This is a genomic window from Streptomyces sp. NPDC057565, from assembly GCF_042801455.1.
Classification (GTDB): Bacteria; Actinomycetota; Actinomycetes; order Streptomycetales; family Streptomycetaceae; genus Streptomyces; species Streptomyces yanii.
The window spans coordinates 241,480-265,321 of sequence record NZ_JBHVFU010000003.1 but is presented as its reverse complement, the minus strand read 5'-3'; the positions used below and the strand labels follow the sequence as shown (position 1 = coordinate 265,321).

General features: G+C 70.9%; 19 protein-coding genes. 13 read left to right on the top strand and 6 right to left on the bottom strand.

From position 1 onward, the window contains the following. Positions 1–31: 31 nt before the first annotated feature. Positions 32–808: an adenosylcobinamide-GDP ribazoletransferase gene (locus ACFU8W_RS08425; protein ID WP_384033585.1), complete on the top strand. Its 777-nt coding sequence runs from the start codon at positions 32–34 to the stop codon at positions 806–808. 40 nt (positions 809–848) lie between these two features. Here ACFU8W_RS08425 and ACFU8W_RS08420 read toward each other — a convergent pair whose 3' ends face one another. Further along, positions 849–1,685 carry an endo alpha-1,4 polygalactosaminidase gene (locus ACFU8W_RS08420; RefSeq protein WP_384033582.1) on the bottom strand — a complete coding sequence of 279 codons (837 nt, stop codon included), beginning with the start codon at positions 1,683–1,685 and terminating at the stop codon, positions 849–851. Positions 1,686–1,946: 261 nt separating this feature from the next. On the opposite strand from ACFU8W_RS08420, the gene ACFU8W_RS08415 reads away from it, so the two are divergent. The 7 genes from ACFU8W_RS08415 (at position 1,947) to ACFU8W_RS08385 (ending at position 12,477) form a co-directional block, all read left to right on the top strand. Continuing rightward, positions 1,947–3,491, top strand: coding sequence for a leucyl aminopeptidase (locus ACFU8W_RS08415; protein WP_384033579.1), 1,545 nt, complete (start codon positions 1,947–1,949; stop codon positions 3,489–3,491). Between the two features lie 383 nt (positions 3,492–3,874). After that, positions 3,875–5,263, top strand: a complete 1,389-nt coding sequence (gene lpdA / locus ACFU8W_RS08410; protein ID WP_266986479.1) for a dihydrolipoyl dehydrogenase — start codon at positions 3,875–3,877, stop codon at positions 5,261–5,263. 60 nt (positions 5,264–5,323) lie between these two features. After that, complete coding sequence (sucB, locus tag ACFU8W_RS08405; protein ID WP_384033575.1) at positions 5,324–7,090, top strand: 2-oxoglutarate dehydrogenase, E2 component, dihydrolipoamide succinyltransferase; 1,767 nt, start codon at positions 5,324–5,326, stop codon at positions 7,088–7,090. Between the two features lie 145 nt (positions 7,091–7,235). Beyond that, positions 7,236–7,859: a GntR family transcriptional regulator gene (locus ACFU8W_RS08400; protein ID WP_327246815.1), complete on the top strand. Its 624-nt coding sequence runs from the start codon at positions 7,236–7,238 to the stop codon at positions 7,857–7,859. Between the two features lie 258 nt (positions 7,860–8,117). After that, complete coding sequence (aceE, locus tag ACFU8W_RS08395; RefSeq protein ID WP_384033571.1) at positions 8,118–10,787, top strand: pyruvate dehydrogenase (acetyl-transferring), homodimeric type; 2,670 nt, start codon at positions 8,118–8,120, stop codon at positions 10,785–10,787. Positions 10,788–10,922: 135 nt separating this feature from the next. Further along, a complete protein-coding gene (locus ACFU8W_RS08390) occupies positions 10,923–11,894 on the top strand; it encodes a WYL domain-containing protein (RefSeq protein ID WP_345512785.1) in 972 nt (323 codons plus the stop codon). 61 nt (positions 11,895–11,955) lie between these two features. Further along, on the top strand, positions 11,956–12,477 hold the full coding sequence (locus tag ACFU8W_RS08385; protein ID WP_345512998.1) for a DUF4240 domain-containing protein: 522 nt from the start codon (positions 11,956–11,958) through the stop codon (positions 12,475–12,477). 31 nt (positions 12,478–12,508) lie between these two features. On the opposite strand, the gene ACFU8W_RS08380 is transcribed toward ACFU8W_RS08385, so the two are convergent. After that, on the bottom strand, positions 12,509–13,279 hold the full coding sequence (locus ACFU8W_RS08380; RefSeq protein ID WP_376342569.1) for an SDR family NAD(P)-dependent oxidoreductase: 771 nt from the start codon (positions 13,277–13,279) through the stop codon (positions 12,509–12,511). 140 nt (positions 13,280–13,419) lie between these two features. Here ACFU8W_RS08380 and ACFU8W_RS08375 point away from each other — a divergent pair, with 140 nt between their 5' ends. Then, entirely contained in the window at positions 13,420–14,049 is a 630-nt protein-coding gene (locus ACFU8W_RS08375) for a TetR/AcrR family transcriptional regulator (protein ID WP_384033567.1), read from the top strand. Positions 14,050–14,155: 106 nt separating this feature from the next. Here ACFU8W_RS08375 and ACFU8W_RS08370 read toward each other — a convergent pair whose 3' ends face one another. From ACFU8W_RS08370 to ACFU8W_RS08355, 4 genes are read right to left on the bottom strand one after another with little or no spacing between them, the layout of a single operon-like run. Beyond that, the gene (locus ACFU8W_RS08370) at positions 14,156–14,674 is read right to left on the bottom strand and encodes a GNAT family N-acetyltransferase (protein ID WP_384033564.1); all 519 of its coding nucleotides are present in this window, start codon (positions 14,672–14,674) and stop codon (positions 14,156–14,158) included. Between the two features lie 33 nt (positions 14,675–14,707). Further along, complete coding sequence (locus ACFU8W_RS08365) at positions 14,708–15,613, bottom strand: polysaccharide deacetylase (RefSeq protein ID WP_266986463.1); 906 nt, start codon at positions 15,611–15,613, stop codon at positions 14,708–14,710. Beyond that, on the bottom strand, positions 15,610–16,809 hold the full coding sequence (locus tag ACFU8W_RS08360) for a GAF domain-containing protein (RefSeq protein ID WP_384033560.1): 1,200 nt from the start codon (positions 16,807–16,809) through the stop codon (positions 15,610–15,612). Before ACFU8W_RS08360 ends, ACFU8W_RS08365 begins: the two co-directional genes overlap by 4 nt. Then, complete coding sequence (locus tag ACFU8W_RS08355) at positions 16,806–18,149, bottom strand: MFS transporter (protein ID WP_384033556.1); 1,344 nt, start codon at positions 18,147–18,149, stop codon at positions 16,806–16,808. The genes ACFU8W_RS08360 and ACFU8W_RS08355 overlap by 4 nt, the downstream gene beginning before the upstream one ends. 146 nt (positions 18,150–18,295) lie before the next feature. Here ACFU8W_RS08355 and ACFU8W_RS08350 point away from each other — a divergent pair, with 146 nt between their 5' ends. The 4 genes from ACFU8W_RS08350 to ACFU8W_RS08335 all read left to right on the top strand — a co-directional run bounded on the left by ACFU8W_RS08350 (position 18,296) and on the right by ACFU8W_RS08335 (position 23,834). Then, a complete protein-coding gene (locus tag ACFU8W_RS08350; protein WP_384033553.1) occupies positions 18,296–18,967 on the top strand; it encodes a GntR family transcriptional regulator in 672 nt (223 codons plus the stop codon). Between the two features lie 61 nt (positions 18,968–19,028). Next, a complete protein-coding gene (locus tag ACFU8W_RS08345) occupies positions 19,029–19,928 on the top strand; it encodes a TIGR01777 family oxidoreductase (protein ID WP_327246805.1) in 900 nt (299 codons plus the stop codon). 170 nt (positions 19,929–20,098) lie between these two features. Continuing rightward, positions 20,099–21,412, top strand: coding sequence for an NAD(P)/FAD-dependent oxidoreductase (locus ACFU8W_RS08340; RefSeq protein ID WP_384033549.1), 1,314 nt, complete (start codon positions 20,099–20,101; stop codon positions 21,410–21,412). Between the two features lie 94 nt (positions 21,413–21,506). Continuing rightward, positions 21,507–23,834, top strand: a complete 2,328-nt coding sequence (locus tag ACFU8W_RS08335; RefSeq protein ID WP_384033546.1) for a family 20 glycosylhydrolase — start codon at positions 21,507–21,509, stop codon at positions 23,832–23,834. Positions 23,835–23,842 lie beyond the last annotated feature (8 nt).

Sequence of the window (23,842 nt, the reverse complement as noted above, 5' to 3'; positions counted from 1 at the left end):
GCGGTGCGGCCCAGGGATTAGCCTGCGCGCCGTGACCTCCCTGAACAGCCACGGCATACGTTTCGCCTTCGGCACCCTGACCGTGCTCCCCGTCCGCGTCACCCGTTGGGACCGCGAGGCCGCCCGTGCCGGGATGCTGAGCGCCCCGCTCGCCGGCCTGGTGGTGGGGCTGCTCGCGGCGGCCCCCGGCGCACTGCTGCTGCTCGGGTCGGGGCCGCTGCTCGCGGCGGTCGCCTCCACCGCGGTGCCCGCGGTCCTCACACGGGGGCTGCACCTCGACGGACTCGCCGACACGGCGGACGGGCTCGGCAGCGGCAAGCCCGCGGCGGACGCGTTGCGCATCATGAAGCAGTCGGACATCGGGCCGTTCGGTGTCATCACCCTGCTGTTCGTCCTTCTGGCCCAGGTCGCGGTCCTCCAGGAGCTGTACGGGGAGGGCTGGGCGCACGGCGCGGTGGCTGCGGTCGTCGCGGGGGTCACCGCCCGCCTCGCGCTCACGCTGGCGTCCCGCCAGGGCGTGCCTCCGGCCCGGCCGGAGGGGCTGGGCGCGGCGGTCGCGGGAACGGTGCCGATGGGCGCGGCGGCGGCCGTGACGGTCGCGGTGGTGGCCGCGGGGTCGGGGGCGGGGGCGGTGTTCGGCGGGTACGGGGCGCTGGCCCACGGCCTCGCCGTAGTGGCCGGGCTGATGGGTGCGCAGCTGCTGCTGCGGCACTGTGTGCGGCGGTTCGGCGGCGTGACCGGGGATGTGTTCGGTGCGGTCGCGGAGACGGCGGCGACGGCGGCTCTGGTGGTGTTGACCCTGGGGTAGGCGGACGGGGGTGCGTGGCGGCCCGGTTTCCGTCTTCTCCTCACTCCGCGGACGGGCTCGCCACACAGCTCCGGCGCCAGGTGCCCAGGTCGTACTTCTTGAGGAGTGAACTCAGACGCAGCCGCGTCGACTCCGGGCAGAACCGTGCCACCGGCACCTCGTACTCCACATGGAACACCGCCTTGTCCGCCTCGATGAACGGAGTGAGGTCGGCGCACTCGTCGTACTGGGCACACTGTTCGTTGACCGCGAAGTCGAAGTCCGGTTCCAGCTGCGGGATCTGGTCCAGGTCGTTCTTCAGCCCGACCGCGAGTCCGTGCCGGTGGGCGATGCGGGCGATGAGGCGGTTGTAGCGCAGCTGATCGGCGCCGGTCAGGGAAAAGCCCGTGCGGTTGCGGTAGCCGTCCATGTTGTCGGGCTCGACCGCGTCGAAGCCCTTCTTCGCGCACATCTCGATCCGGGACTCCATCAGCGGCCCGAGCAGATCCGTGCGGCGGATGTCGAGCCAGCGCTCCCCCGGCCAGCCGTTGCCCTTCCCGAGGATCGAGGCGGGGAACTTCCCGGCATCGGGGCGGAATTCCTCCCAGGCGCCCGTGGACACGTAACAGATGACCTTGCGACCACGGCGGTGCAGATCGGCGACCGCCCGCGCATCGTGCTCGAAGCCGTCGATGTCGTACACCGGAACGTCCACGGTGGGGTCGAGGCGGCCGGAGAGCTGCCACTGCCAGTCGGTGCCCGGCTTCGGCTGCCAGCGCCCCGCGGAGGTGGTGCGAGGTGCCGAGGTGCAGCCTGCCAGCATCGCCGACAGGATCAGCACGGTGATGGCCGCCGCCGACTTCGGTCTCGTCCTGCGTGCAGCCCGACGGGCGCGCATCGCTCTCCCCCACTCGCTCCGGCACCTCCGACCGACCCTACTTCCCGGGCCGGTTGCACCCCCGCGGCCCCCGACCGGACCGGCCGGGGGCCGGAGACGTACCGCCGGAACGGACCGCAGACGGCCCGCCGCCGTGATCCCTCAGCAAAGGCGCGCGTAGGCTCATTCCCGGCACATTGCGGCGGCGTCTACGATGCGCCGGGCACGGTCGGCCCACCCCTCGACCGACAACGAACTCAACGGAAGCGAGATTTCACCACCGTGACTGCTCTCACTCTCAGCACTGCAGGTGCGGCGACGCTGCGCGCCGACGCACTCGTCGTCGGCGTCGCCAAGGGAGCCAAGGGCCCGGTCGTCGCACCGGGCGCCGAGGCCGTGGACAAGGCGTTCGGCGGAAAGCTCGCCACCGTCCTGGAGACCCTGGGCGCCTCCGGTGCCGAGGGCGAAGTGACCAAGCTCCACGCGCCGGACGGCCTCAAGGTCCCGGTCGTCATCGCGGTCGGACTCGGTCCGGTCCCGGAGAAGGACGCGGCATTCGACGGCGAGGCACTGCGCCGCGCCGCCGGTTCCGCAGCGCGTGCGCTGACCGGTTCGAAGAAGGCCGGCTTCGCGCTGCCGATCACGTCCGTCGAGGACGCCGAGGCCGTCGCCGAGGGCGCACTGCTCGGCGCGTACGCCTTCACCGCGTACCAGGGCGGCGAGAACAAGCTCGCGCCGAAGGACAAGAAGAACGGCAACGGCGCCAAGCTGCCCCTCGCCGAGGTCGCCCTGCTCGGCGGCAAGCCGCGCGACAAGGCGTTCAAGGCGGCCGCAGAGCGTGCCACCGCGCTCGTCGAGGAGATCAACCGCGCCCGCGACCTGATCAACACCCCGCCGAACGACCTGTACCCCGAGTCCTTCGCCGCCGTGGCCACGGCCGCCGGCAAGGAGCACGGCATCAAGGTGCAGGTCCTCGACGAGAAGGCGCTCGTCAAGGGCGGCTTCGGCGGTCTGCTGGGCGTCGGCCAGGGCTCGACCCACGGCCCCCGCCTGGTGAAGCTCGCCTACACGCACCCGAAGGCGGAGAAGACCCTGGCCCTGGTCGGCAAGGGCATCACCTACGACTCGGGCGGCATCTCGCTGAAGCCGGCCGGTCACAACGAGACGATGAAGTGCGACATGAGCGGCGCCGCCGCCGTGTTCGCGACCGTCGTCGCGGCCGCCCGTCTCGGCCTCCAGGTCAACGTCACCGGCTGGCTGGCGCTCGCCGAGAACATGCCGTCCGGCAGCGCCACCCGCCCGGGTGACGTGCTGCGCATGTACAGCGGCAAGACCGTCGAGGTGCTGAACACGGACGCCGAGGGCCGGCTCGTCCTCGCCGACGCGCTGACCCTCGCCTCCGAGGAGAACCCGGACGCGATCGTCGACGTGGCGACCCTGACCGGAGCGATGGTCCTGGCGCTGGGCCACCGCACCTTCGGCATCATGGCGAACGACGACGCCTTCCGTACGTCCATCCACGAGATCGCCGAGGAGGTCGGCGAGGCCTCCTGGCCGATGCCGCTCCCCGCCGACCTGCGCAAGGGCATGGACTCCCCGACCGCCGACATCGCCAACATGGGTGAGCGGATGGGCGGCGGCCTGGTGGCCGGTCTGTTCCTGCAGGAGTTCGTGGGCGAGGGCATCGCCTGGGCGCACCTGGACATCGCGGGTCCGGCCTTCCACGAGGGCGCGCCGTACGGCTACACGCCGAAGGGCGGCACCGGTTCCGCGGTCCGCACGCTGGTGAAGCTGGCGGAGCGCACCGCTGCCGGGGACCTCGGCTGAGGATGCTTCGTACGTACGGCCCCGGGCATACGTCCGGGGCCGTACGTGTTCACTCGTCGGTATGGACTCACGATGCGCGCAGGTTTCGCTCTCAACGAAATCCGCACTCCCACCCGTCTCCCACCACCACCCTTCCACCACAGCGCTTCGCGCCGCTCCTACCAATCTCTACGCAGCAGTAACCATCCGGAACGGATGATCATCCGTCTCGGACCCGGGCCCCGCGTCCCGCCCACCGTCAACAAGTGCGAAGATGGGTTCTCGGCAGGACAGGGCCCCCACCACAGGGCCGAATAACAAAAGCGGCCGAACACCAGCCGACCGGCCGGTCATCCCCCAGCGACGGGGCCCGGCGTACGGCGCACATGCATGGAGGACGTGACGTGGCGAACGACGCCAGCACCGTTTTCGACCTAGTGATCCTCGGCGGTGGTAGCGGCGGTTACGCCGCGGCCCTGCGCGGAGCGCAGCTGGGCCTGGACGTCGCTCTGATCGAGAAGGGCAAGGTCGGCGGCACCTGCCTGCACAACGGCTGCATCCCCACGAAGGCGCTGCTGCACGCCGGCGAGATCGCCGACCAGGCACGCGAGGCCGACCAGTTCGGCGTCAAGGCCACCTTCGAGGGCATCGACATCGAGGCCGTCCACAAGTACAAGGACGATGTGATCTCGGGCCTGTACAAGGGTCTGCAGGGTCTCATCGCTTCCCGCAAGGTGCACTACGTCGAGGGTGAGGGACGGCTCTCCTCCCCCACCTCGGTGGATGTGAACGGCCAGCGCATCCAGGGCCGCCACGTGCTCCTGGCGACCGGCTCCGTGCCGAAGTCGCTGCCGGGCCTGGAGATCGACGGCAACCGGATCATCTCCTCGGACCACGCGCTGAAGCTGGACCGCGTCCCGAAGTCCGCGATCGTCCTGGGCGGCGGCGTCATCGGCGTCGAGTTCGCCTCGGCGTGGACGTCCTTCGGCACCGACGTCACGATCATCGAGGGTCTGAAGCACCTCGTTCCGGTCGAGGACGAGAACAGCTCGAAGCTTCTTGAGCGCGCTTTCCGCAAGCGCGGCATCAAGTTCAACCTCGGTACGTTCTTCCAGAGCGCCGAGTACACGCAGGACGGTGTCCGCGTGACCCTCGCCGACGGCAAGACGTTCGAGGCGGAGGTGCTGCTGGTCGCGATCGGCCGCGGCCCGGTCTCGCAGGGTCTGGGTTACGAGGAGGCCGGCGTCGCGATGGACCGCGGCTACGTCCTCGTCGACGAGTACATGCAGACCAACGTTCCGACCATCTCGGCCGTGGGCGACCTGGCCCCGACGCTGCAGCTCGCACACGTCGGCTTCGCCGAGGGCATCCTGGTGGCGGAGCGACTGGCCGGTCTGAAGACCGTCCCGATCGACTACGACGGTGTCCCCCGGGTGACGTACTGCCACCCCGAGGTCGCTTCCGTGGGCATCACCGAGGCCAAGGCCAAGGAGCTCTACGGCGCGGACAAGGTCGTCGCTCTGAAGTACAACCTTGCGGGCAACGGCAAGAGCAAGATCCTCAAGACCGCGGGCGAGATCAAGCTCGTCCAGGTCAAGGACGGTGCCGTGGTCGGCGTCCACATGGTCGGTGACCGTATGGGCGAGCAGGTCGGCGAAGCCCAGCTGATCTACAACTGGGAGGCACTGCCGGCCGAGGTCGCGCAGCTCATCCACGCCCACCCGACGCAGAGCGAAGCGCTCGGCGAGGCCCACCTGGCCCTGGCCGGCAAGCCCCTCCACTCCCACGACTGATCCAGTCCCGGGCGCGACGACCGACCTACTTCCGCACTTTCGTAAGGAGCAACTGAAACCATGTCGGTTTCCGTAACCCTTCCGGCGCTCGGCGAGAGCGTCACCGAGGGCACTGTCACCCGCTGGCTGAAGGCCGAGGGCGAGCGCGTCGAGGCCGACGAGCCGCTGCTCGAGGTCTCGACCGACAAGGTCGACACCGAGATCCCGGCGCCCGCCGCCGGCATCCTCGCGTCCATCAAGGTCGCCGAGGACGAGACCGTCGAGGTCGGCGCCGAGCTGGCCGTCATCGACGACGGCAGGGGTGCAGCCGTCCCGGCCGCGGCTCCTGCCGCCGAGCCCGCGGCCGCTCCGGCTGCCGCCCCGGCACCGGTCGCGGAGGCCCCCGCCGCCGCCCCCGCCCCCGTGGCCGCGGCTCCGGCTGCTGCCCCGGCCGGCGGCGCCGCCGGTACGGACGTCACCCTCCCGGCGCTCGGCGAGAGCGTCACCGAGGGCACCGTCACCCGCTGGCTGAAGGAGGTCGGCGAGGAGGTGACGGAGGACGAGCCGCTGCTCGAGGTCTCCACGGACAAGGTCGACACCGAGATCCCCGCCCCGGTCTCCGGTGTGCTGCTGGAGATCGTGGTCGCCGAGGACGAGACCGCCGAGGTCGGCGCGAAGCTCGCCGTCATCGGTGCCGCGGGTGCCGCCCCGGCGGCTGCCCCGGCTCCGGCCGCTCCGGCCCCCGTGGCCGCTCCTGCTCCTGCTCCGGCCGCCCCGGCTCCGGTCGCCGCAGCCCCCGCCCCCGCCCCCGTGGCCGCTCCGGCCCCGGCGGCGCCCGCCGCCCCGGCGCCCGTGGCCGCCCCGGCCCCGGCTCCGGCTCCGGTCACCCCGGTGGCTCCGGCCGCGGCCGCCGCCGACGAAGGCGCGTACGTCACGCCGCTGGTCCGCAAGCTCGCCTCCGAGAGCGGTGTCGACCTCGGTGCGGTCAAGGGCACCGGCGTCGGTGGCCGTATCCGCAAGCAGGACGTCGTCGCCGCCGCGGAGGCCGCCAAGGCCGCCGCTGCCGCTCCGGCCCCCGTCGCGGCTGCCCCGGCAGCCGCGAAGGCGCCGCAGCTGGAGGTGTCCCCGCTGCGCGGTCAGACGGTCAAGATGACCCGCATGCGCAAGGTCATCGGCGACAACATGATGAAGGCGCTGCACTCGCAGGCCCAGCTGACCTCGGTCGTCGAGGTCGACATCACGAAGCTGATGAAGCTGCGCAACCAGGCGAAGGCCGCGTTTGCCACCCGCGAGGGCGTCAAGCTGTCCCCGATGCCGTTCTTCGTGAAGGCGGCGGCCCAGGCGCTGAAGGCCCACCCGGTCATCAACGCCCGGATCAACGAGGACGAGGGCACCATCACGTACTTCGACTCGGAGAACATCGGCATCGCCGTGGACGCCGAGAAGGGTCTGATGACGCCGGTCATCAAGGGTGCGGGCGACCTGAACATCGCCGGTATCTCGAAGAAGACCGCCGAGCTGGCCGGCAAGGCCCGCGGCGGCGGCCTGACGCCGGACGACATGTCCGGTGCCACCTTCACCATCAGCAACACCGGTTCGCGCGGTGCGCTGTTCGACACCGTGATCGTGCCGCCGAACCAGGCCGCCATCCTGGGCATCGGTGCCACCGTCAAGCGTCCGGCGGTCATCGAGACCGCCGAGGGCACCGTCATCGGTGTCCGCGACATGACGTACCTGTCGCTCTCCTACGACCACCGTCTGGTGGACGGTGCGGACGCCGCCCGCTACCTGACTGCGGTCAAGGCGATCCTGGAGGCCGGCGAGTTCGAGGTCGAGCTCGGCCTCTGAGCACCACGGTTGTAACCAGCCTCACCAGCGGCGCCCCCGTCCGGAACCCTTCCGGACGGGGGCGCCGCCGTATTGTCTAGACACCACCGGTTGCCTCGCCCGCACCGGTCGGATCGGCAGCACCGGTTTCCCCGAAGGAGCCCTCATGACCCCGCCCGTCGTCCACTCGCTGCGCGAACAGATCCGCGAGCACATCGTGGACGGGATCGTCAGCGGGCGCTGGAAGCCGGGCGAGAGGATCGTGGAGCGCCGGATCGCCACGGAGCTGGAGGTCAGCCAGACGCCCGTGCGCGAGGCGCTGCGGGAGCTGGAGACCCTCCGGCTGATCGAGTCGGCGCCCAACAAGGGCGTACGGGTCCGGAATCTGACCGCCGCCGACCTGGAGGAGTCCTACCCGGTACGGGCCGGTCTGGAGCAGATCGCGGCGGAGCTGGCGGCTCCGGCGCTCGGCGAGGACTGTTCGAGGCTGTCGCCGCATGTGGCGGCGCTGTACGAGGCCGACCGGCTGGCCGACGGCGAGGCGCAGGTGCGGCACACGGTGGCGTTCCACCGGGAGTTGGTGCGGGCCGCCGGAAACGCCGTACTGCTGCACACCTGGGAGGGGCTGGGCATCGAGGTGTTCACGGCGCTCTCGATCCGGTGGCTGGGGACGGTGCAGAAGTCGTACGCGGAGGAGCACGAGGCGCTGATCGACGCGTTCCTGCGCAAGGACCCGGACATCGGCCTGTTGGTGAAGGCGCACGTCCTGGGGTGCGCGCCGCGCGCCTGAGGCAGGTGAGCAGATGCGTGGTCGGGCGCTCAACCGTGCAGTCGAGCGCCCGGTTTCCTCCTATTTCCGACGTCACTCCGTGCCGCGAAAGAGGGCACCGGATGCCAATTTCTTCATATCGAGAAGTTTTGCCCTTCACCCTTTGATCGATCATCGATCAGCGCCTTACAGTTCACTCCGCGGGCCCACCGGCCCCATTGCCCTGTCCTGCCAGTCAGGGCCTTTCTCCACCCCCCTCCTCTCCGGAAGGCGGCGATCATGACCGACCCCGTAGGAAAGCTTCCGAGCGAGCTCGACCAGCTCCCGGACCGTGACCCGGAGGAGACCGCCGAATGGGCGGCCTCCCTCGATGCCGTCACCAAGGCCGCGGGCCCGCACCGCGCCGCGTACCTGATGCGCCGCTCGCTGCAGCACGCCGAGGGCGCCGGTCTCGCGCTGCCCAAGCTGCTGGAGACCGATTACGTCAACTCCATCCCGACCGCCGCCGAGCCCGCGTTCGACGGCGACCTGGAGATGGAGTCCCGGATCACCGCCTGGAACCGCTGGAACGCGGCCGCCATGGTCACCCGTGGCTCCCGGTTCGGCGTCGGCGGCCACATCGCCACCTTCGCCTCGGCAGCCTGGCTGTACGAGACGGGCTTCAACCACTTCTTCCGCGGCAAGGAGGGGGACGGCTCCGGCGACCAGCTCTACGTCCAGGGCCACGCCTCCCCCGGCATATATGCCCGCGCCTTCCTCGACGGCCGGCTCAGCGAGCAGCAGCTCGACAACTTCCGCCAGGAGTCGGGCGGCGACGGTCTGCCGTCCTACCCGCACCCGCGGCGACTGCCCTGGCTGTGGGAGTTCCCCACCGTGTCGATGGGCCTCGGCCCGCTCTCGGCCATCTACCAGGCGCGCTTCAACCGCTATCTGGCCAACCGCAACATCAAGGACACGTCGAACTCGCATGTCTGGGCCTTCCTGGGCGACGGCGAGATGGACGAGCCCGAGTCGACCGCCGCCCTCGCCCTCGCGGCGCGTGAGCAGCTCGACAACCTGACCTTCGTCATCAACTGCAACCTGCAGCGCCTCGACGGCCCGGTCCGCGCCAACTTCCGCGTGGTCCAGGAGCTCGAGGGCGCGTTCCGCGGGGCCGGCTGGAACGTCATCAAGACGCTCTGGGGCAACGCCTGGGACGAGCTGTTCCAGCTGGACACCACCGGCGCGCTGGTCCGCAGGCTCCGGGAGGTCCCGGACGCCCAGTTCCAGACGTACGCCACCCGCGACGTCGCGTACATCCGCGAGCACTTCTTCGGCGCCGAGCCCGCCCTCGCCGAGCTGGCGAAACTGCTCACGGACGCGAAGATCGCCGAGTGCTTCTACACCTCCCGCGGCGGCCACGAGGCCCGCAAGGTGTACGCGGCGTACCGGGCGGCCGTCGAGCACAAGGGCGCGCCGACCGTGATCCTCGCCCAGACGGTGAAGGGCTACACGCTCGGCAAGGGCTTCGAGTCCAAGAACGCCAACCACCAGATGAAGAAGCTGTCGATCGACGAGTTCAAGGGCATGCGCGAGCTGCTCGGCCTCCCGATCCCGGACAGCGCCTTCGCCGACGGCCAGGTGCCCTACGGCCACCCGGGCGCGGACTCCCCCGAGGTCCGCTACCTCCAGGAGCGCCGCGCCGCCCTCGGCGGCCCCGCCCCGGCCCGCCGGGTGCACGCGGTGGCACTGCCGGAGCCCGAGGAGCGGGCGTTCGCCGCGCTGAAGAAGGGGTCCGGCAAGCAGGAGATGGCCACCACGATGGCCTTCGTGCGCCTGGTCAAGGACCTGATGCGGGACAAGCAGACCGGCAGGCGCTGGGTTCCGATCGTCCCGGACGAGGCCCGCACCTTCGGCATGGAGTCCCTGTTCCCGTCGGCCGGTATCTACTCGCCGCTGGGCCAGACGTACGAGCCGGTCGACCGCGACCAGCTGATGTACTACAAGGAGGCCAAGGACGGCCAGATCCTCAACGAGGGGATCACCGAGGCCGGGGCCATGGCCGACTTCATCGCCGCCGCCACGTCGTACGCGACGCACGGCGAGACGATGATCCCCTTCTACATCTTCTACTCGATGTTCGGCTGGCAGCGGACCGGCGACCAGATGTGGCAGCTCGCCGACCAGCTCGGCAAGGGCTTCATCGTCGGCGCCACGGCGGGCCGTACGACGCTGACGGGTGAGGGACTCCAGCACGCGGACGGCCACTCGCACCTGATCGCGGCCACCAACCCGGCGTCGCTCAACTACGACCCGGCGTTCGCCTACGAGATCGCGGTCATCGTCAAGGACGGTCTGCGGAGGATGTACGGCCCCGAGGCCGAGAACGTCTTCTACTACCTGACGGTCTACAACGAGCCCAAGCCGCAGCCCGCGATGCCGGAAGGCGTCGAGGAGGGCATCGTCAAGGGCCTCTACCGCTTCAAGGAGGGCACGCCCGCCACGGCGGACGCGCCGCGCCTGCAGCTGCTGGCCTCCGGCACGGCGATCCACTGGGCCCTGGAGGCCCAGGAACTGCTCGCCGCGGACTGGGGTGTCACGGCCGACGTCTGGTCCGCCACGTCCTGGGGTGAGCTGCGCCGTGAGGCGCTGGAGTGCGACGAGGCGCTGCTCCGCGGCGAGCAGCGGGTGCCGTACGTGACCCAGGCGCTGGACGGCGCACCGGGCCCGGTCCTCGCGGTCAGCGACTGGATGCGGCAGGTGCCGGACCAGATCAGCCAGTGGGTGGAGCAGGACTGGTCCTCGCTCGGCACGGACGGCTTCGGTCTGTCCGACACGCGTGACGCGGCCCGCCGCCACTTCGGGGTCGACGCACAGTCGATCACGGTCGCGGCACTGGCCCAGCTGGCGCGGCGCGGCGAGGTGACCGCGTCCGCGGTCAAGGAGGCCCGGGAGAAGTACGGGCTGTGAGGTGAGGCGGCCGGGTACGCCCGGCCGCCGTGCCGCCCTCCGTCTCCGGGCGGGCTTGATCGTCGAGCCTGTCCGGAGACGGAGGGCATTTTTGCGCGCCTGCCCGGCGATGGAGGGCAGGGCAGACTTGTCCCCATGCGTGCTGCCCGGCTCATCAAGATGGTGCTGCTCCTCCAGTCCCGGTCCGCCATGACCGCCGCCGAGCTCGCCCGGGAGCTGGAGGTGTCCGAACGGACCGTCACCCGCGACGCCCAGGCGCTCTCCGAGGCGGGGGTTCCCGTGTACGCGGACCGGGGCCGGGCCGGCGGGTACCGGCTCGTCGGCGGGTACCGGACCGGGCTCACCGGGCTGGCCCGTAGCGAGGCCGAGGCACTCTTCCTCTCCGGGCTGCCGTCCGCGCTGCGCGAGATGGGGCTCCAGGACGCCGCGTCCGCGGCCCGGCTCAAGGTGACCGCCGCACTGCTGCCCTCGCTGCGGGACGCCTCCGACACCGCCGCCCGGCGCTTCCACCTGGATGCACCCGGCTGGTATCAGGAGCCCGTCACGCCCGAGTTGCTGCCCGCCGTCGCGGAGGCCGTCTGGGACGACCGGATGCTCAGCGCCCGTTACCGGCGCGGCGGTGCGGGCGGTGAGGTCGAGCGGGAGCTGGCGCCGTACGGACTCGTTCTCAAGGCCGGGGTCTGGTACGTGTGCGCCCGTGCCGGGACGGATTTCCGGGTGTACCGGATCGACCGCTTCACCGCCGTGGCCGTGTCGGACGAACGGTTCGTACGCGACGACGACTTCGATCTGCCGGGCTTCTGGGACGAGCAGGCCGCGCAGTTCGCCCGCTCGATCCTGCGGACCGAGGTGACGGTACGGGTGTCGGAGGCGGGGGTGGGCCGACTGCCGCACACCATGGACCGTTCGGCGGTCCGGAACGCCCTGGACTCGGCCGGGCCGCCCGGCACCGACGGGTGGCGCACCGTCACCCTGCCCGTGGAGTCCCTGGAGGTCGCGTACGAGCAGCTGCTGTCCCTGGGACCGGAGTTGGAGGTTCTCGAACCGCCCGCGTTGCGGAACCGCTTCGCCGCTGCCGCCGAACGGCTGAGCGACCTCTATCGTTGAAGGCTTCTTTTCGGTGTCTCTGCGTGCATCGCCTGCCACCAAGGCCGATGCTTGACCCGTGATGGACGAAACGGAGTTCTGGGAGATCATCGACAGCACCCGCGAGGCCGCCGAGGGCGACCCCGAGGACCATGCCGACCTGCTCGTCGACCGGCTGGTGCAGCTCGATCCGGAATCCGTGCTGGACTTCGCGCGGCACTTCGAGGCCCGCTACAACCGCGCGTACCGCTGGGACCTGTGGGGCGCCGCCGCCGTGCTGCTCGGCGGTGCGAGCGACGACGCCTTCGACTTCTTCCGGTGCTGGCTGATCGGCCAGGGGCGGGAGGTCTTCGAGGGGGCGGTGCACGATCCGGACAGCCTCGCCGAACTCCTCGACGACTTCGACGAGGAGATCGACGGGGACGCCGAGGATCTCGGCTATGCGGCCGACGAGGCGTACGAACAGCTCACCGGCGTCGTCACGCCGGACCTCGGCCTTCCGCCGCAGTCCGCCGAGCCGGAGGGCGCCCCTGTCCGCTTCGAGGACGCCGCGGCGCTGGCCGGACGCTACCCCCTGCTCTGGGAGCGGTTCGGCTCCGGCTGAGCCGCCCCGCCCCCGCTGTGGGCACCCGGGTTCAGAAGTGGGTGCCGCCGTCGACGCGGATCTCCGTGCCCGTGATGAACGCACCGTCCTCGGAGCCCAGCATCGCGACGACGCCCGCCACCGTGTCGGGGCTGGCGAAGCCCTCGCCCAGCGCCGGGGACAGCTTCATGAAGAGCGACATGTCCGCGTCGGCCGGCAGCCCCGGGCCGTTGCCGCTGGTCATGTCGGAGGAGATCGATCCGGGTGCGACGGCGACGACGCGCAGACCCTGCTTGCTGTACTCGCTCGCCAGCGCGTGCGTCATCGACTGGATGCCGCCCTTGCTCGCCGCGTACGCCGACATATAAGGGTGCGCGAAGCTCGCCGAGGTCGACGAGAAGTTCACGACGACCGGCTTGTCGCCCGCCAGCAGCGCGGGTATCGCCTCACGGATCATCAGGAACGTGCCGGTGAGGTTGACCGCGAGGATCTTGTTGAAGAACTCCAGCGACGTCCTGTGCGTGTGCTCCGAGCGCAGGATGCCCGCCGCGTTGACCAGGACGTCGAGGCCGCCGAGCGCGGCCACGGCGTCAGCGACACCGGCCCGGACCGCAGCCTCGTCCGAGATGTCGAGGACAGCGGTGGTGAGCCTCTCCGCGACGCCGCCCGCCACAGCGGTGTCGTACGTGGCCTTCAACCCGGCCTCGTTGACGTCGGCGGCGACGACCAGGCCGCCCTCGGCGAGTACGCGGTGGACGGTGGCCTGTCCGATGCCGGAGCCACCGCCGGTGATGAGTACGCGGCGGCCTTCGTAGCGGTTCATGTGTTCACTCCTGGTTCCGAGTCCCCCGACGACTCTCTTGATTCGCATCCACCGTACGCCTGGGTGGCACGTTTTGCCACAACGGCATTTTGTGCACTTCTCTTCCGCGCGAAGGAACCCAGGCCGGGTAATCTGCGGGAATGAACCACCGGCAGCCGTCCCTCACCGAGCGCCGCAAGGCCGCGACCCAGCTGGACATCGCGCGCGCGGCCGCCGCGCTCTTCGCCGAGCGCGGGCCGGACGGCACCACGGCGGAGGACATCGCCCACCGGGCGGGCGTCGCGCTGCGCACCTTCTACCGCTACTTCCGCTCCAAGCAGGACGCGGTGGGACCACTGCTCTCCGGCGGCGCCGAGCGCTGGCGCGCCCTGCTCGACGCGACCGGTCCGGGTGTCCCGCCGGCCGAGGCGCTGGAGAGTGCGGTCACGGACGCGCTCAGCCCGCGCGACGAGCACGCCACGGAGCAGCTCGGCTGGACACGCGGTCTCCTGCGGGCGGCACAGGACGATCCGGCGCTGCGCGCCGTCTGGTACCGGGTCAATCAGGATTCGGAGGAGCGGCTGCTGCCGGTGCTGACACGGCTGGCCGGTGAGGGCGCGGATCCGCTGGAGGTCCGGCTGGCCGCCGCGGCCGCCACGGACGCGGTGCGGGTGGCGCTGGAGGCCTGGGCGGTCACGGACGCGCCGACGACGGGGGCCGGCTCCCCTGCCGCCCTCGCGGTGCGCTGCCTGAATGAACTCACGGGCGGCATGCGGCTGTTCCAGGGGTGAGGCGGTAACGGCCTCCCCGCGACAGGGCATCGGGAGCCCACTCCCTGTCGTGGGTGCGGCCGTAACGGCCTGGTGCACTCTCTCTCGTGCACCAGGCCGTAAGCCGTCACAGGGCGAGCGAGCGGCCCATCATCACGTCGTCGACGTAGCGCCCGCCCAGGAAGAACTCACCGGGCAGCACCCCCTCGACGACGAACCCCTCCGACGCGTACAGCGCCCGGGCGGGCGCGTTGTGTCCGAGCACCCGCAGCGTCATCCGGTTCGCCCCTTCGTTGCGGGCCAGCGCCGACGCGGCCCGCAGCAGCCCTCGGGCGACACCGCTGCCGCGCGCCCAGTCGGCCACGGCGAGGCCCTGTATCTGGCGCACATGCGTGTGGCAGGCGAGCGAGGTCGGTGCGACGACCCGGATGTAGCCGGCGATGCGCATATCGCCCGCCGGGTCCTCCGCCTCGGCCACGAGCAGGTGCTCGGGCCGGCTGCGGTCGCTGAAGAACGGTTCGTACGGCGGGTGCGGCCGCGGCTGTACGGAGTGGAGGGTCGACCACGTGGCCCGGTCGAGCTCCCCGAGAGCGGCGTCGTCGGAGAGAACGGCGGGGCGCACGGGGCGGGTGCGGAGCTCGGACATGGGCGCCACTGTGCCACGACCCGCCCGGTCACGTCATCGCATATCTGCCGGGCGCTCGGCGGAGCCGAACGGGAAGCGGCGGCGGAAGTCGTCGGCCGCGTCCTCCAGGGTGCAGAAGCTGACGCCCTCGTGCCCGGAGACGTACTCGATGAAGCGTTCCAGCATGAGGAGCACCTGCGGGCGGCCACTGACGTCCGGGTGCAGGGTGATGGGCAGGACCGCGTAGTCGAGCTCACGGTGGACCCAGTCGAACTGGTCGCGCCAGTCCTGCTCCAGCTGGCGCGGGCTCACGTACCCCTGGCTGTTGTGCGCGTGCTTGTTGAACATCATGGGCGGCAGGTCGTCCACGTACCAGTTGCCGCAGAACTCGACGAGGTCGACCTCGTGACCGTGGACGAGGGGTTTCATCCACTCCTTGGCCTCCTTACCGAAGTCGATCTTCGTCCAGCTGTCGCCGACCCGGGCGTAGAAGGGCGTGAAGTCGCGGTAGTTCTGGCTGTGGTCGTAGCTGAAGCCGTAGGTGTGGAGGAGTTCGGCGGTGTACGCCGACATCTCCCACCAGGGCGCCACATAGCCGCGTGGCCTGCGGCCGGTGTACTCCTCGATCAGTTCGACGCAGCGGGCGAGTACGTCCTCCTCCTGCTGCGGGCTCATCGCGATGGGGTTCTCGTGCGAGTAGCCGTGCGCGCCGATCTCGTGCCCCGCCTCGACGACCATGCGGGTCTGCTCGGGGAATGTCTCGATGGAGTGCCCGGGGATGAACCAGCTGGTCCGGATCCCGTACCGCTCGAAGAGCTTGAGCAGTCGCGGGGTGCCGATCTCACCGGCGAAGACGCCCCGCTGGATGTCGTTGGGCGAGTCCTCGCCGCCGTAGGAGCCGAGCCAGCCGGCCACGGCGTCCACGTCCACGCCGAGCGCGATCTTGATGTCCTTGGTCATGCGGCGGATGCCTTCCGGTCGGTGTCGAGGAGGTGTTGTACGTCGTCCGTCGCGACCCGGAGCGCGGCGGTGTCCCGCTCGGTCCAGTCGCGTTCGTCCCGGCTGTGCACGGAGATCCAGCCGGTCATCCGGTCGTCGCGGACGAGGGGCGAGAGCATCTGGGCGTGCACGCCGTACACGTCCACGAGCGCCTGGGGCGGATGCGGGATCGCCTCGAAGTGCGGCTGGACCAGGGGGATCCGCTGCCGCTCCAGCCACTCGACGGTGTTCAGCCGGCGCTGATCGAGGGAGGCGTCGCGGCGGATGGACCGTACGCCTTCGCGCAGCGCCTCGGCGGCGGTCAGATCGACGCCGAGTCCGTGTGCGGGCAGGTCGAGACGGAGGGTGGTGCGGTCGGCGCCGGTCGCCTCCAGCAGGGTTCGCAGGACGGTCTGGAAGCGTGCCCGCAGGGCGCCCGAGCGGAGCAGGTCGCCATGGCCGGGCAGGGCGGGGACGCCGGTATCCGGGGAGGCCAGGCGCAGAGCCTGCCACAGGGTCGCGGTGACGCTGTCGAACACCAGTATTCCCAGGGCCGGTTCGAGCTGCCGGGCGGCGTCCGCCCCGTACACATTGGTGCAGACGACGGCGACGGCGTGCATACCGGGCGCCGCCGCCTCGATCTGCCGGGCCACGTCCGCGGCCGGGATACGGGCGAAGGCTTCGTTGTCGCTGATACCGAAGGGTTCGGCGAGCGTGCAGTCCAGGCCCTCGTCCGCGTATCGGCGCACGATCCGGTCGGCGACGTCCCGGGTGTACGGGAGGGCGAGCCCGAGCCTGGTCACGCCGTACGCGGCACAGGCGTCGAGCAGCGCGAGAGTGGAGGTGGTGGCGGGAATGCCCGTCTCCTCGGTGATCCGGGCGCACAGCGCGCGGTCCCGGTCCGGGCCCAGCCAGGAGCCCGAGGTGCCGTTCCATGCGAGGACGTCGACCTGCGCGTCGGCCAGCTGCCGGGCGGCGGCGAGCATCGGCGCCGGGTCGAACTGGGCGTCGGACCCCTCGTCCAGGGCGATCCGGGTGACCGGGACGCGGGCGACATGGGCGGTGGCCACGTCCGTGCCGTGGAGCAGCCCGTACGTGACGGGCTCAAGACAGGTGTTGGAGGACGGGGTGAGCATCCCGATGCGGATGCGGCGGGAACTGCCGGTGGTGGTCGTCATCGGACGGCGAGCCTCCTGCTGTAGTCGATGACCAGGGACGACACGGTGAACAGCACACCAGCGCCGACGAAGTAGAGCAGCGCCCAGGTGTACGAGCCGGTGGCGCCGACGATGAAGCCGACCGCGATCGGCGTGATCATCCCGGCGATGTTGCCGGAGAGGTTCATGGCTCCGCCGACGACTCCGGCGTTGGCCCGTCCGGCGAGCACGGACGGCAGCGACCAGTACAGACCGGCCCAGCGGAGGAAGAAGAGGACGACGGAGAGGAGCACGACCGCCGTCATGGCGTCGGGCACCAGCACCACCCCGAGCAGTCCGGAGACGACGGCGATCCCGGCGACGCCCATCATCGTGCGCATCACCGTGTTGGCTCCGGCGCCCTTGGCCTTCCAGCGGTCGGAGGTCCAGCCGCCGATCAGTTCGCCGACGAAGCCCGCCCCGAAGATGGCCAGGGTCGACCAGCCGATGGTCGCGATGTCGAAGCCCTTGGACTCGGACAGATAGAGCGGGCCCCAGGTCAGCAGTCCGTAGAAGACGCCGTTGAAGCCCATCCAGCCCAGACACATGGCCCAGAACGAGCGGTACTTGAGGTACGGCAGCAGGCCGGTGCGCACATCGGCGGGGCCCGCGGCGTCCTCCTCGGCGTGTGCCCGCTCGATGTAGGCGGCCTCGGCGGCGTTGACGCCGGGGTGCTCGGCGGGCGTGTTACGGATGTACCAGCCGGCGTACAGGCCGACGGCGACGGTGAGGACACCCGCGACGAGGAAACTGATCCGCCAGCTCCCGGTCCAGCCGATCAGCATGGAGATCACGATGCCGCCGAGCGCCGCGCCGAGCGGGGCGCCGCCGTCCAGGAGAACCGCGCCCCGGCCGCGCTCCTTGGCGGGCAGCCACTGGGCGTTCAGCTTGCCGCCGGCCGGCATGACGGGGGCTTCGACGACGCCGAGCAGCATCCGGAAGCCGAGCAGTGAGCCCGCGCCGCCGGCGGCCGCGGTCAGCCCCTGGGCGACTCCCCAGCCGACGCAGGCGCCGGAGACCATGCGGCGGGCGCCGAACCGGTCGGCGAGCCACCCGCTGGGGATCTGCATCAGCGCGTACGTCCAGAAGAACGCGCTGAGCAGGAAGCCGGTCGTCTCCTTGGAGAGACCGAGGTCCTTGGTGATCAGCGGCAGCGCGACGGAGACGGAGCCCCGGTCGATGTAGTTGAGCGCGACGACGCCGAGCAGCAGGACGAACATCTTCCAGCGCACCCGGGTCGGGCGGGCACCGTCGCCCGCCGGGCGGGCGCCGGATGCGCCGGCCCTGCCCGCGGTCGCTGACGTGCGGGACGTACTGGTCATGGCAAACCCTCGAATCACTGATCGGACAGGGTGAGCAGCGGCTCCGGCCGGGCCGTTCCGCGTTTTGGTATACCAAAGAATGCAGATGCTTATCGAGGTCGTCAAGGGTTTGGTATACCGTGAGCGAATCGATACACGGAGGACATGTGAGCCGGACCAACACAGGTACCGAGACGGCCAGTTCACTGACCGGCACGGTGTGGCTGCGCGACCAGGTCTGCGAGGGGCTGCGCGACCGCATCATCACCGGGCGGCTCAAGCCGGGCGACCGGCTGGTCGAGCGGGATGTCGCCGAGGAGTTCGGGGTCTCCCGGGTCCCGGTGCGCGAGGCGATCCGCATCCTGCTCGGAGAGGGCTTCCTGGAGGCGCTGTCGCCGCGCCGCATCGTCGTCAAGCAGCTCTCCCGGCAGGACGTGGAGAACCTCTTCGACATGCGCGAGGCGCTGGAGGTGCTCGCTGTCCGACGCGCCGCCGAACGAGCCACCGACAGTCAACTGCAGGAACTGGCAGCCCTGTTGGAAACAGCCCGTCGGGCCACTCTGTCCGGCAGGCCGGAACGCATCTCGCGCGCCAACACGGCCTTCCACCACCACATCGTGGAGCTGTCCGGCAATGAGCTGCTGGCCACCACCCTGGAGTCGCTGGAGGGACGGCTGCGCTGGCTGTTCCAGCAGATCGACGACCCGGGACCGCTCTGGGAGGAGCACCGGCTGCTGTCCGCCGCCATCACCGCGGCGGACAGCGAGGCGGCGGCGGTCTGCGCCCTGCGGCATGTGCGCCACTACCGGGACGTCGCCCTACAACTGCTGTTCGAGTGATTCGGGCGTGACGAGTGAGGGGGGCGAGGCGCCCCGTACGCCGCTGCGGCAGGATGGGGTCATGGTGCACTCCCGTATCGCTGTCACCGGATCGACCGGACTCATCGGAACCGCGCTGGTGCGCTCGCTGCGGGCCGACGGACACGAGGTCGTGCGCCTCGTCCGGCACCCGGCGCGCGCCGGGGACGAGGTCGAGTGGGACCCGAAGCGGGGGTACGTCGACGGGGCGGGCCTGGTCGGCTGTGACGCCGTCGTCCACCTCGCCGGCGCCGGGGTCGGCGACCACCGCTGGACGGAGGAGTACAAGCGGGAGATCCGGGACAGCCGGGTGCTGGGCACGGCGGCGATCGCCGAGACGGTGGCCTCCCTCGGCGTACCGCCGAAGGTGCTGCTCTGCGGGTCGGCCATCGGCTACTACGGCGACACCGGGGACCGCGCGGTCGACGAGAGCGCGCCGCACGGCACGGGCTTCCTGCCGTCCGTCTGCGTGGACTGGGAGGCTGCCGCGGCTCCGGCGGAGGCGGCAGGCATCCGGACGGTCTACGCGCGCACGGGCCTGGTCGTCGCCCGGGAGGGCGGGGCCTGGGGGCGGCTGTTCCCGCTGTTCCGGGCGGGGCTCGGCGGGCGGCTCGGCAGCGGGCGCCAGTACTGGAGCTTCATCGCGCTGCACGACCACATCGCGGCCCTGCGGCACCTCCTCGACACGGAGTCGCTGTCCGGACCGGTGAACCTGACCGGCCCCGGCCCCGTGACCAACGCCGAGGTGACAGCCGCGATGGGGCGCGTGCTGCACCGTCCGACGCTGTTCTCCGTCCCGGCGCCCGCGCTCCGGATCGCCCTCGGGGACTTCGCGGAGGACGTGCTGGGAAGCCAACGGGTACTGCCCGCACGGCTGCTGGACTCGGGGTTCACCTTCGCCTTCCCCGGCATCGACGGCGCCATTCGCGCGGCGCTGCACTGACCACGCACGGTCGAATCACACGAATGTGCGACCCCGTGCAACGGTGCCCCGGGCCGCGCGCGACTGTGCCCGCACCGGACCCCTCCTAGCCTCGTGGCGAACTCGGGCATTCCGGGGGCCTGTTGGGGGCAGGAGCCTCCCAGCAGTCGCGCCGACTCGGGGAGGGGCACGTGCTCAGCACGGCACACCACGCGGACGTCGTCATCATCGGAGCCGGGATCGCCGGCCTGTCAGCAGCCCATCAATTGACCAGTGCAGGGGTCAGCGTCAGCGTCCTGGAGGCCGGCCCACGCGTCGGCGGCCGGATGACCACCGAGGAGGTGGACGGGTTCCGGCTCGACCACATCGGCCCGCTCCTCAGCACCTCGTATCCGGAACTGCGCGCAGCGCCCGGCCTCGAAGGGCTCCTGCTCCGGACCTTCGCTCCGGGGGTCCTCGTCCACAGCGAGGGCCGCCAGTACCGGACCGGCGTTGCGCGCCAGGCACGGGGCGCACGGGGCGCATTCAAGGCGGCGCGCGCCCTGGCGAGCGCCCCCCGCCCACCGATGGGCGGGCCGATCGACCAGGCCAGGCTCGGCGCGGCCCTCGCCCGGCTCGCGACCACCCCGGCCACCCGCATCCTGGCCCGGCCGGAGCGGACCGCGCTCGCCGCACTGTCCACCCGCGGCCTGCCCTCCCGTACGGTCAACGGCTTCCTGCGTCCGCTGCTCGCCACACTGCTCAGTGACCCCGGACTCACCACATCGAGCCGGTGCGCCGATCTCGCCCTGCGCAACTACGCGCTCGGCCGGCTGTGCGTACCGTCCGGCGGCTCGGCCACGCTGCCCGAGCTGCTGGCGGCGGCCCTGCCGCCCGGCACCGTGCGGACCGGCGTCCATGTCACCGCCGCCGACATCACCTCCGTACGCACGAAGGAACACGGCGAACTGGGCTGCCGTTCCCTGCTGCTGGCCACCGGCGCGAGCGCCGCCGCCGAGCTGCTGCCCGGTCTGCATGTGCCGCCCTTCCATCCGGTGACGGTCCTGCACCACACCGCCCCCGCTCCCCCGCCGACCGGTGCCTCGCTGCTGCTGGACGCCGACCGCTCGGGCCCGGTGGCCCACACCTGCGTGATGAGCGAGGTCGACCCCTCGCGCGTCCCGCACGGCCGGACCCTGATCACGTCGACGGTGCTCGGCACCCCGCCGCCCGATCTCGATCGCTCGGTCCGCACACATCTCGCCGCGCTGTACGGCACCCCGACGGACGACTGGGAACTGCTGGCCGCCCACCACGACCCGGAGGCGGTCCCCGCCATGCCGCCCCCGCACGACCTGCGCCGCCCGGTCAGACTGCTCGCCGGGCTGTACGTGTGCGGCGACCACCGGGACACGAGCTCGGTGCAGGGCGCCCTGTTCTCGGGCCGCCGCGCGGCGCACGCCATCCTCGGCGATCTGGGCATCCGGCCCGGCCATCTGGAGTCCGAACTGCGCGAAGCGGCCTGAGTCCGCCCGCGCACATCCTGCCCCGGTCCAGCCGACCCCAACCTCCAACTCCCCTTACAGATCGGATCTCTCACCCCACCTCCTGTTTTCGGGAATGGTTTACACCACTCCCGCAAACACCCTTGTCGTGCGCCACGTCTACCGCTACGGTCCTGGCGAAACCGGACTTCAGGAGACCGTAGTGCGCCGAGTCATGCCCGTTCTGCCGCTCCTTATAGCTCTAGTCATCGGATCTATCACTCCCGTCGCGGTGGCGAACGAGCCTCCGGACGAACCTGTATCGAGCACAGGCACCACAACGGCCGCACCAGGGCCGCCCGTTGTTCCCAGACCGACCCAGTGGACCGAACCGGGCGGCCACACACAGCTGTCGGCGGGGACCCGCATCCTGGTAAACCCCCGGTCCCGCTCCACGACCGCGCTCCCTTCCGGGCAAGCCGAACTCCCGGGCCCCGCACGGCAGTCCGTGCAGGACCTGGCCAAGCAGCTGCGTACGGAGGTGGCCCAGGTCAGCGGGGTCACTCCGGCCGTCAGCAGCGACATCCGGCACCCACGGGCCGGCGACATCGTGCTGACGCTCACCGAGCACGGGGCACTGGGCGCGGAGGGCTACCGGTTCGAGAGCACGGACGCCGTCCGCATCGAAGCCGCCTCCACCCACGGCCTGTTCTACGGGACGCGCACGCTCCTGCAGCTGCTGCGCACCGCTCCCGATCACCTCACCGTGCCGAAGGCCGTCTCCACCGACCGTCCCGCCCAGCCGGTCCGGATGACCATGCTCGACGCGGGCCGCAAGTACTGGCAGCCGCAGTACCTGGAGAAGCTGGTCCGCCGGATGGCCGACCAGAAGCTCAACACCCTCTTCCTGCAGTTCTCCGACTCCGAGGGCTTCCGTCTCTTCAGCCCGGAGTTCCCCGGACTCGCGGACCCCGCACACAGCTACGACCGCGCCGACATCGAGCGGCTCAAGCGTGTCGCCGCCCACTATCACGTGCAGGTGATGCCCGGTATCGACGTGCCCGGACACGCGACCGTGATCACCGACGCCTTCAAGATCGGCTTCGGTGACGGCCCCGGACCGTGCACCCAGGCACACACCCACTCGCACCTCACGCCGAACTGGATGGTCGACCTCACCAGCGAGAAGGCGGTCGCGACGACCCGCCGGATCGTCGACGAGTTCGCCGGCTGGTTCGACGCCCCGCTGTTCAGCATCGGCGCCGACGAGTTGCCCGGCCAGCTCGCCAACTGCCCCCGCGTCAAGAACCATCTCGCTGCCGATCCGGACACCAGCACCCTCGGTGACCTGCTGAACGGCTACATCAACACCCTCGACGACGTCGTCGCCGAGCACGGCAAGCGCACCGCGATCTACAACGGCTCCGAGCACCTCGCCGCACCCCAGCAGAAGGTCCACGCGCCCGTGGTGTTCCTGACCTGGGAGGGGACCGGCACCGAGCCCGTCATCCCCGGCCACGACGAGATCGCCATCGGCCCGTTCTACAACACGCCGAACAACTATCACCACTCGTACCCCGACGAGACGTGGATGTACGACTCCTGGGTGCCCAGCACGGCACCGGATCTCCTCGGATCCGGTCTGATGAACTGGGCGGACTACAACTTCTGGGCCGACGACGGCTACTTCGAGCAGCAGATGGCCACCGCGCGCGCGATCATCGCGGACCGCTCCTGGAACGCCTCCGCCACCCCGGACACCGTGCAGGACTTCCGGACACTGGTCGCCCGGCTCGGTGACCCGCCCGGCCTGCGGCCCGACCCGGTGACACCCCGGGTCGACGACGGTCGGCCGAGCCACCACTGGACCTTCGACCAGGCCTCCTACCCGAGCGGCTGGACGTGGGCCGGCAGCCCCGGCAACACGATCTTCGCCGAGGACACCGCGGGGAACCTGCCGGGCACCTCGTACATCATCAACAACCCCACTCCGGTCCCGGACGGGGTGAGCGGCCAGGCCTGGCGCTTCGACAGCGACCGCGACGGGGTGGGATTCGGCGGCCTCGACCTGACCGAGCCGTGGACCGTCTCCGGCTGGGTCAGGACGACGGGCAGGACCAGTGACCAGGTGCTGCTCAGTTCGAAGGCCGGCGCGCTCAAGCTCCAGCAGTGGGGCACCGGCAAGGTCGGCTTCACCCGCTACGGCGCGGCCGACCACAGCTTCGACTACACCCTGCCGCTGAACCAGTGGGTCCAGCTGACCTGGGTCACCGAGCCGGGCCGCACCACCCTGTATGCGAACGGCGAGCGCGTCGGCACGGTCGACGCGTCCATTCCGCTCCCGCTGCGCTCGATCGGCACCGAGAAGGCCGGGCTGCGCGGAGATCTCGACGAAGTCACCACCTGGGACGAGGCGTTGAGCCCCGACCAGGTCCGGGCCGATTACGCGCGCTACGACCGCTGACCCGAAGG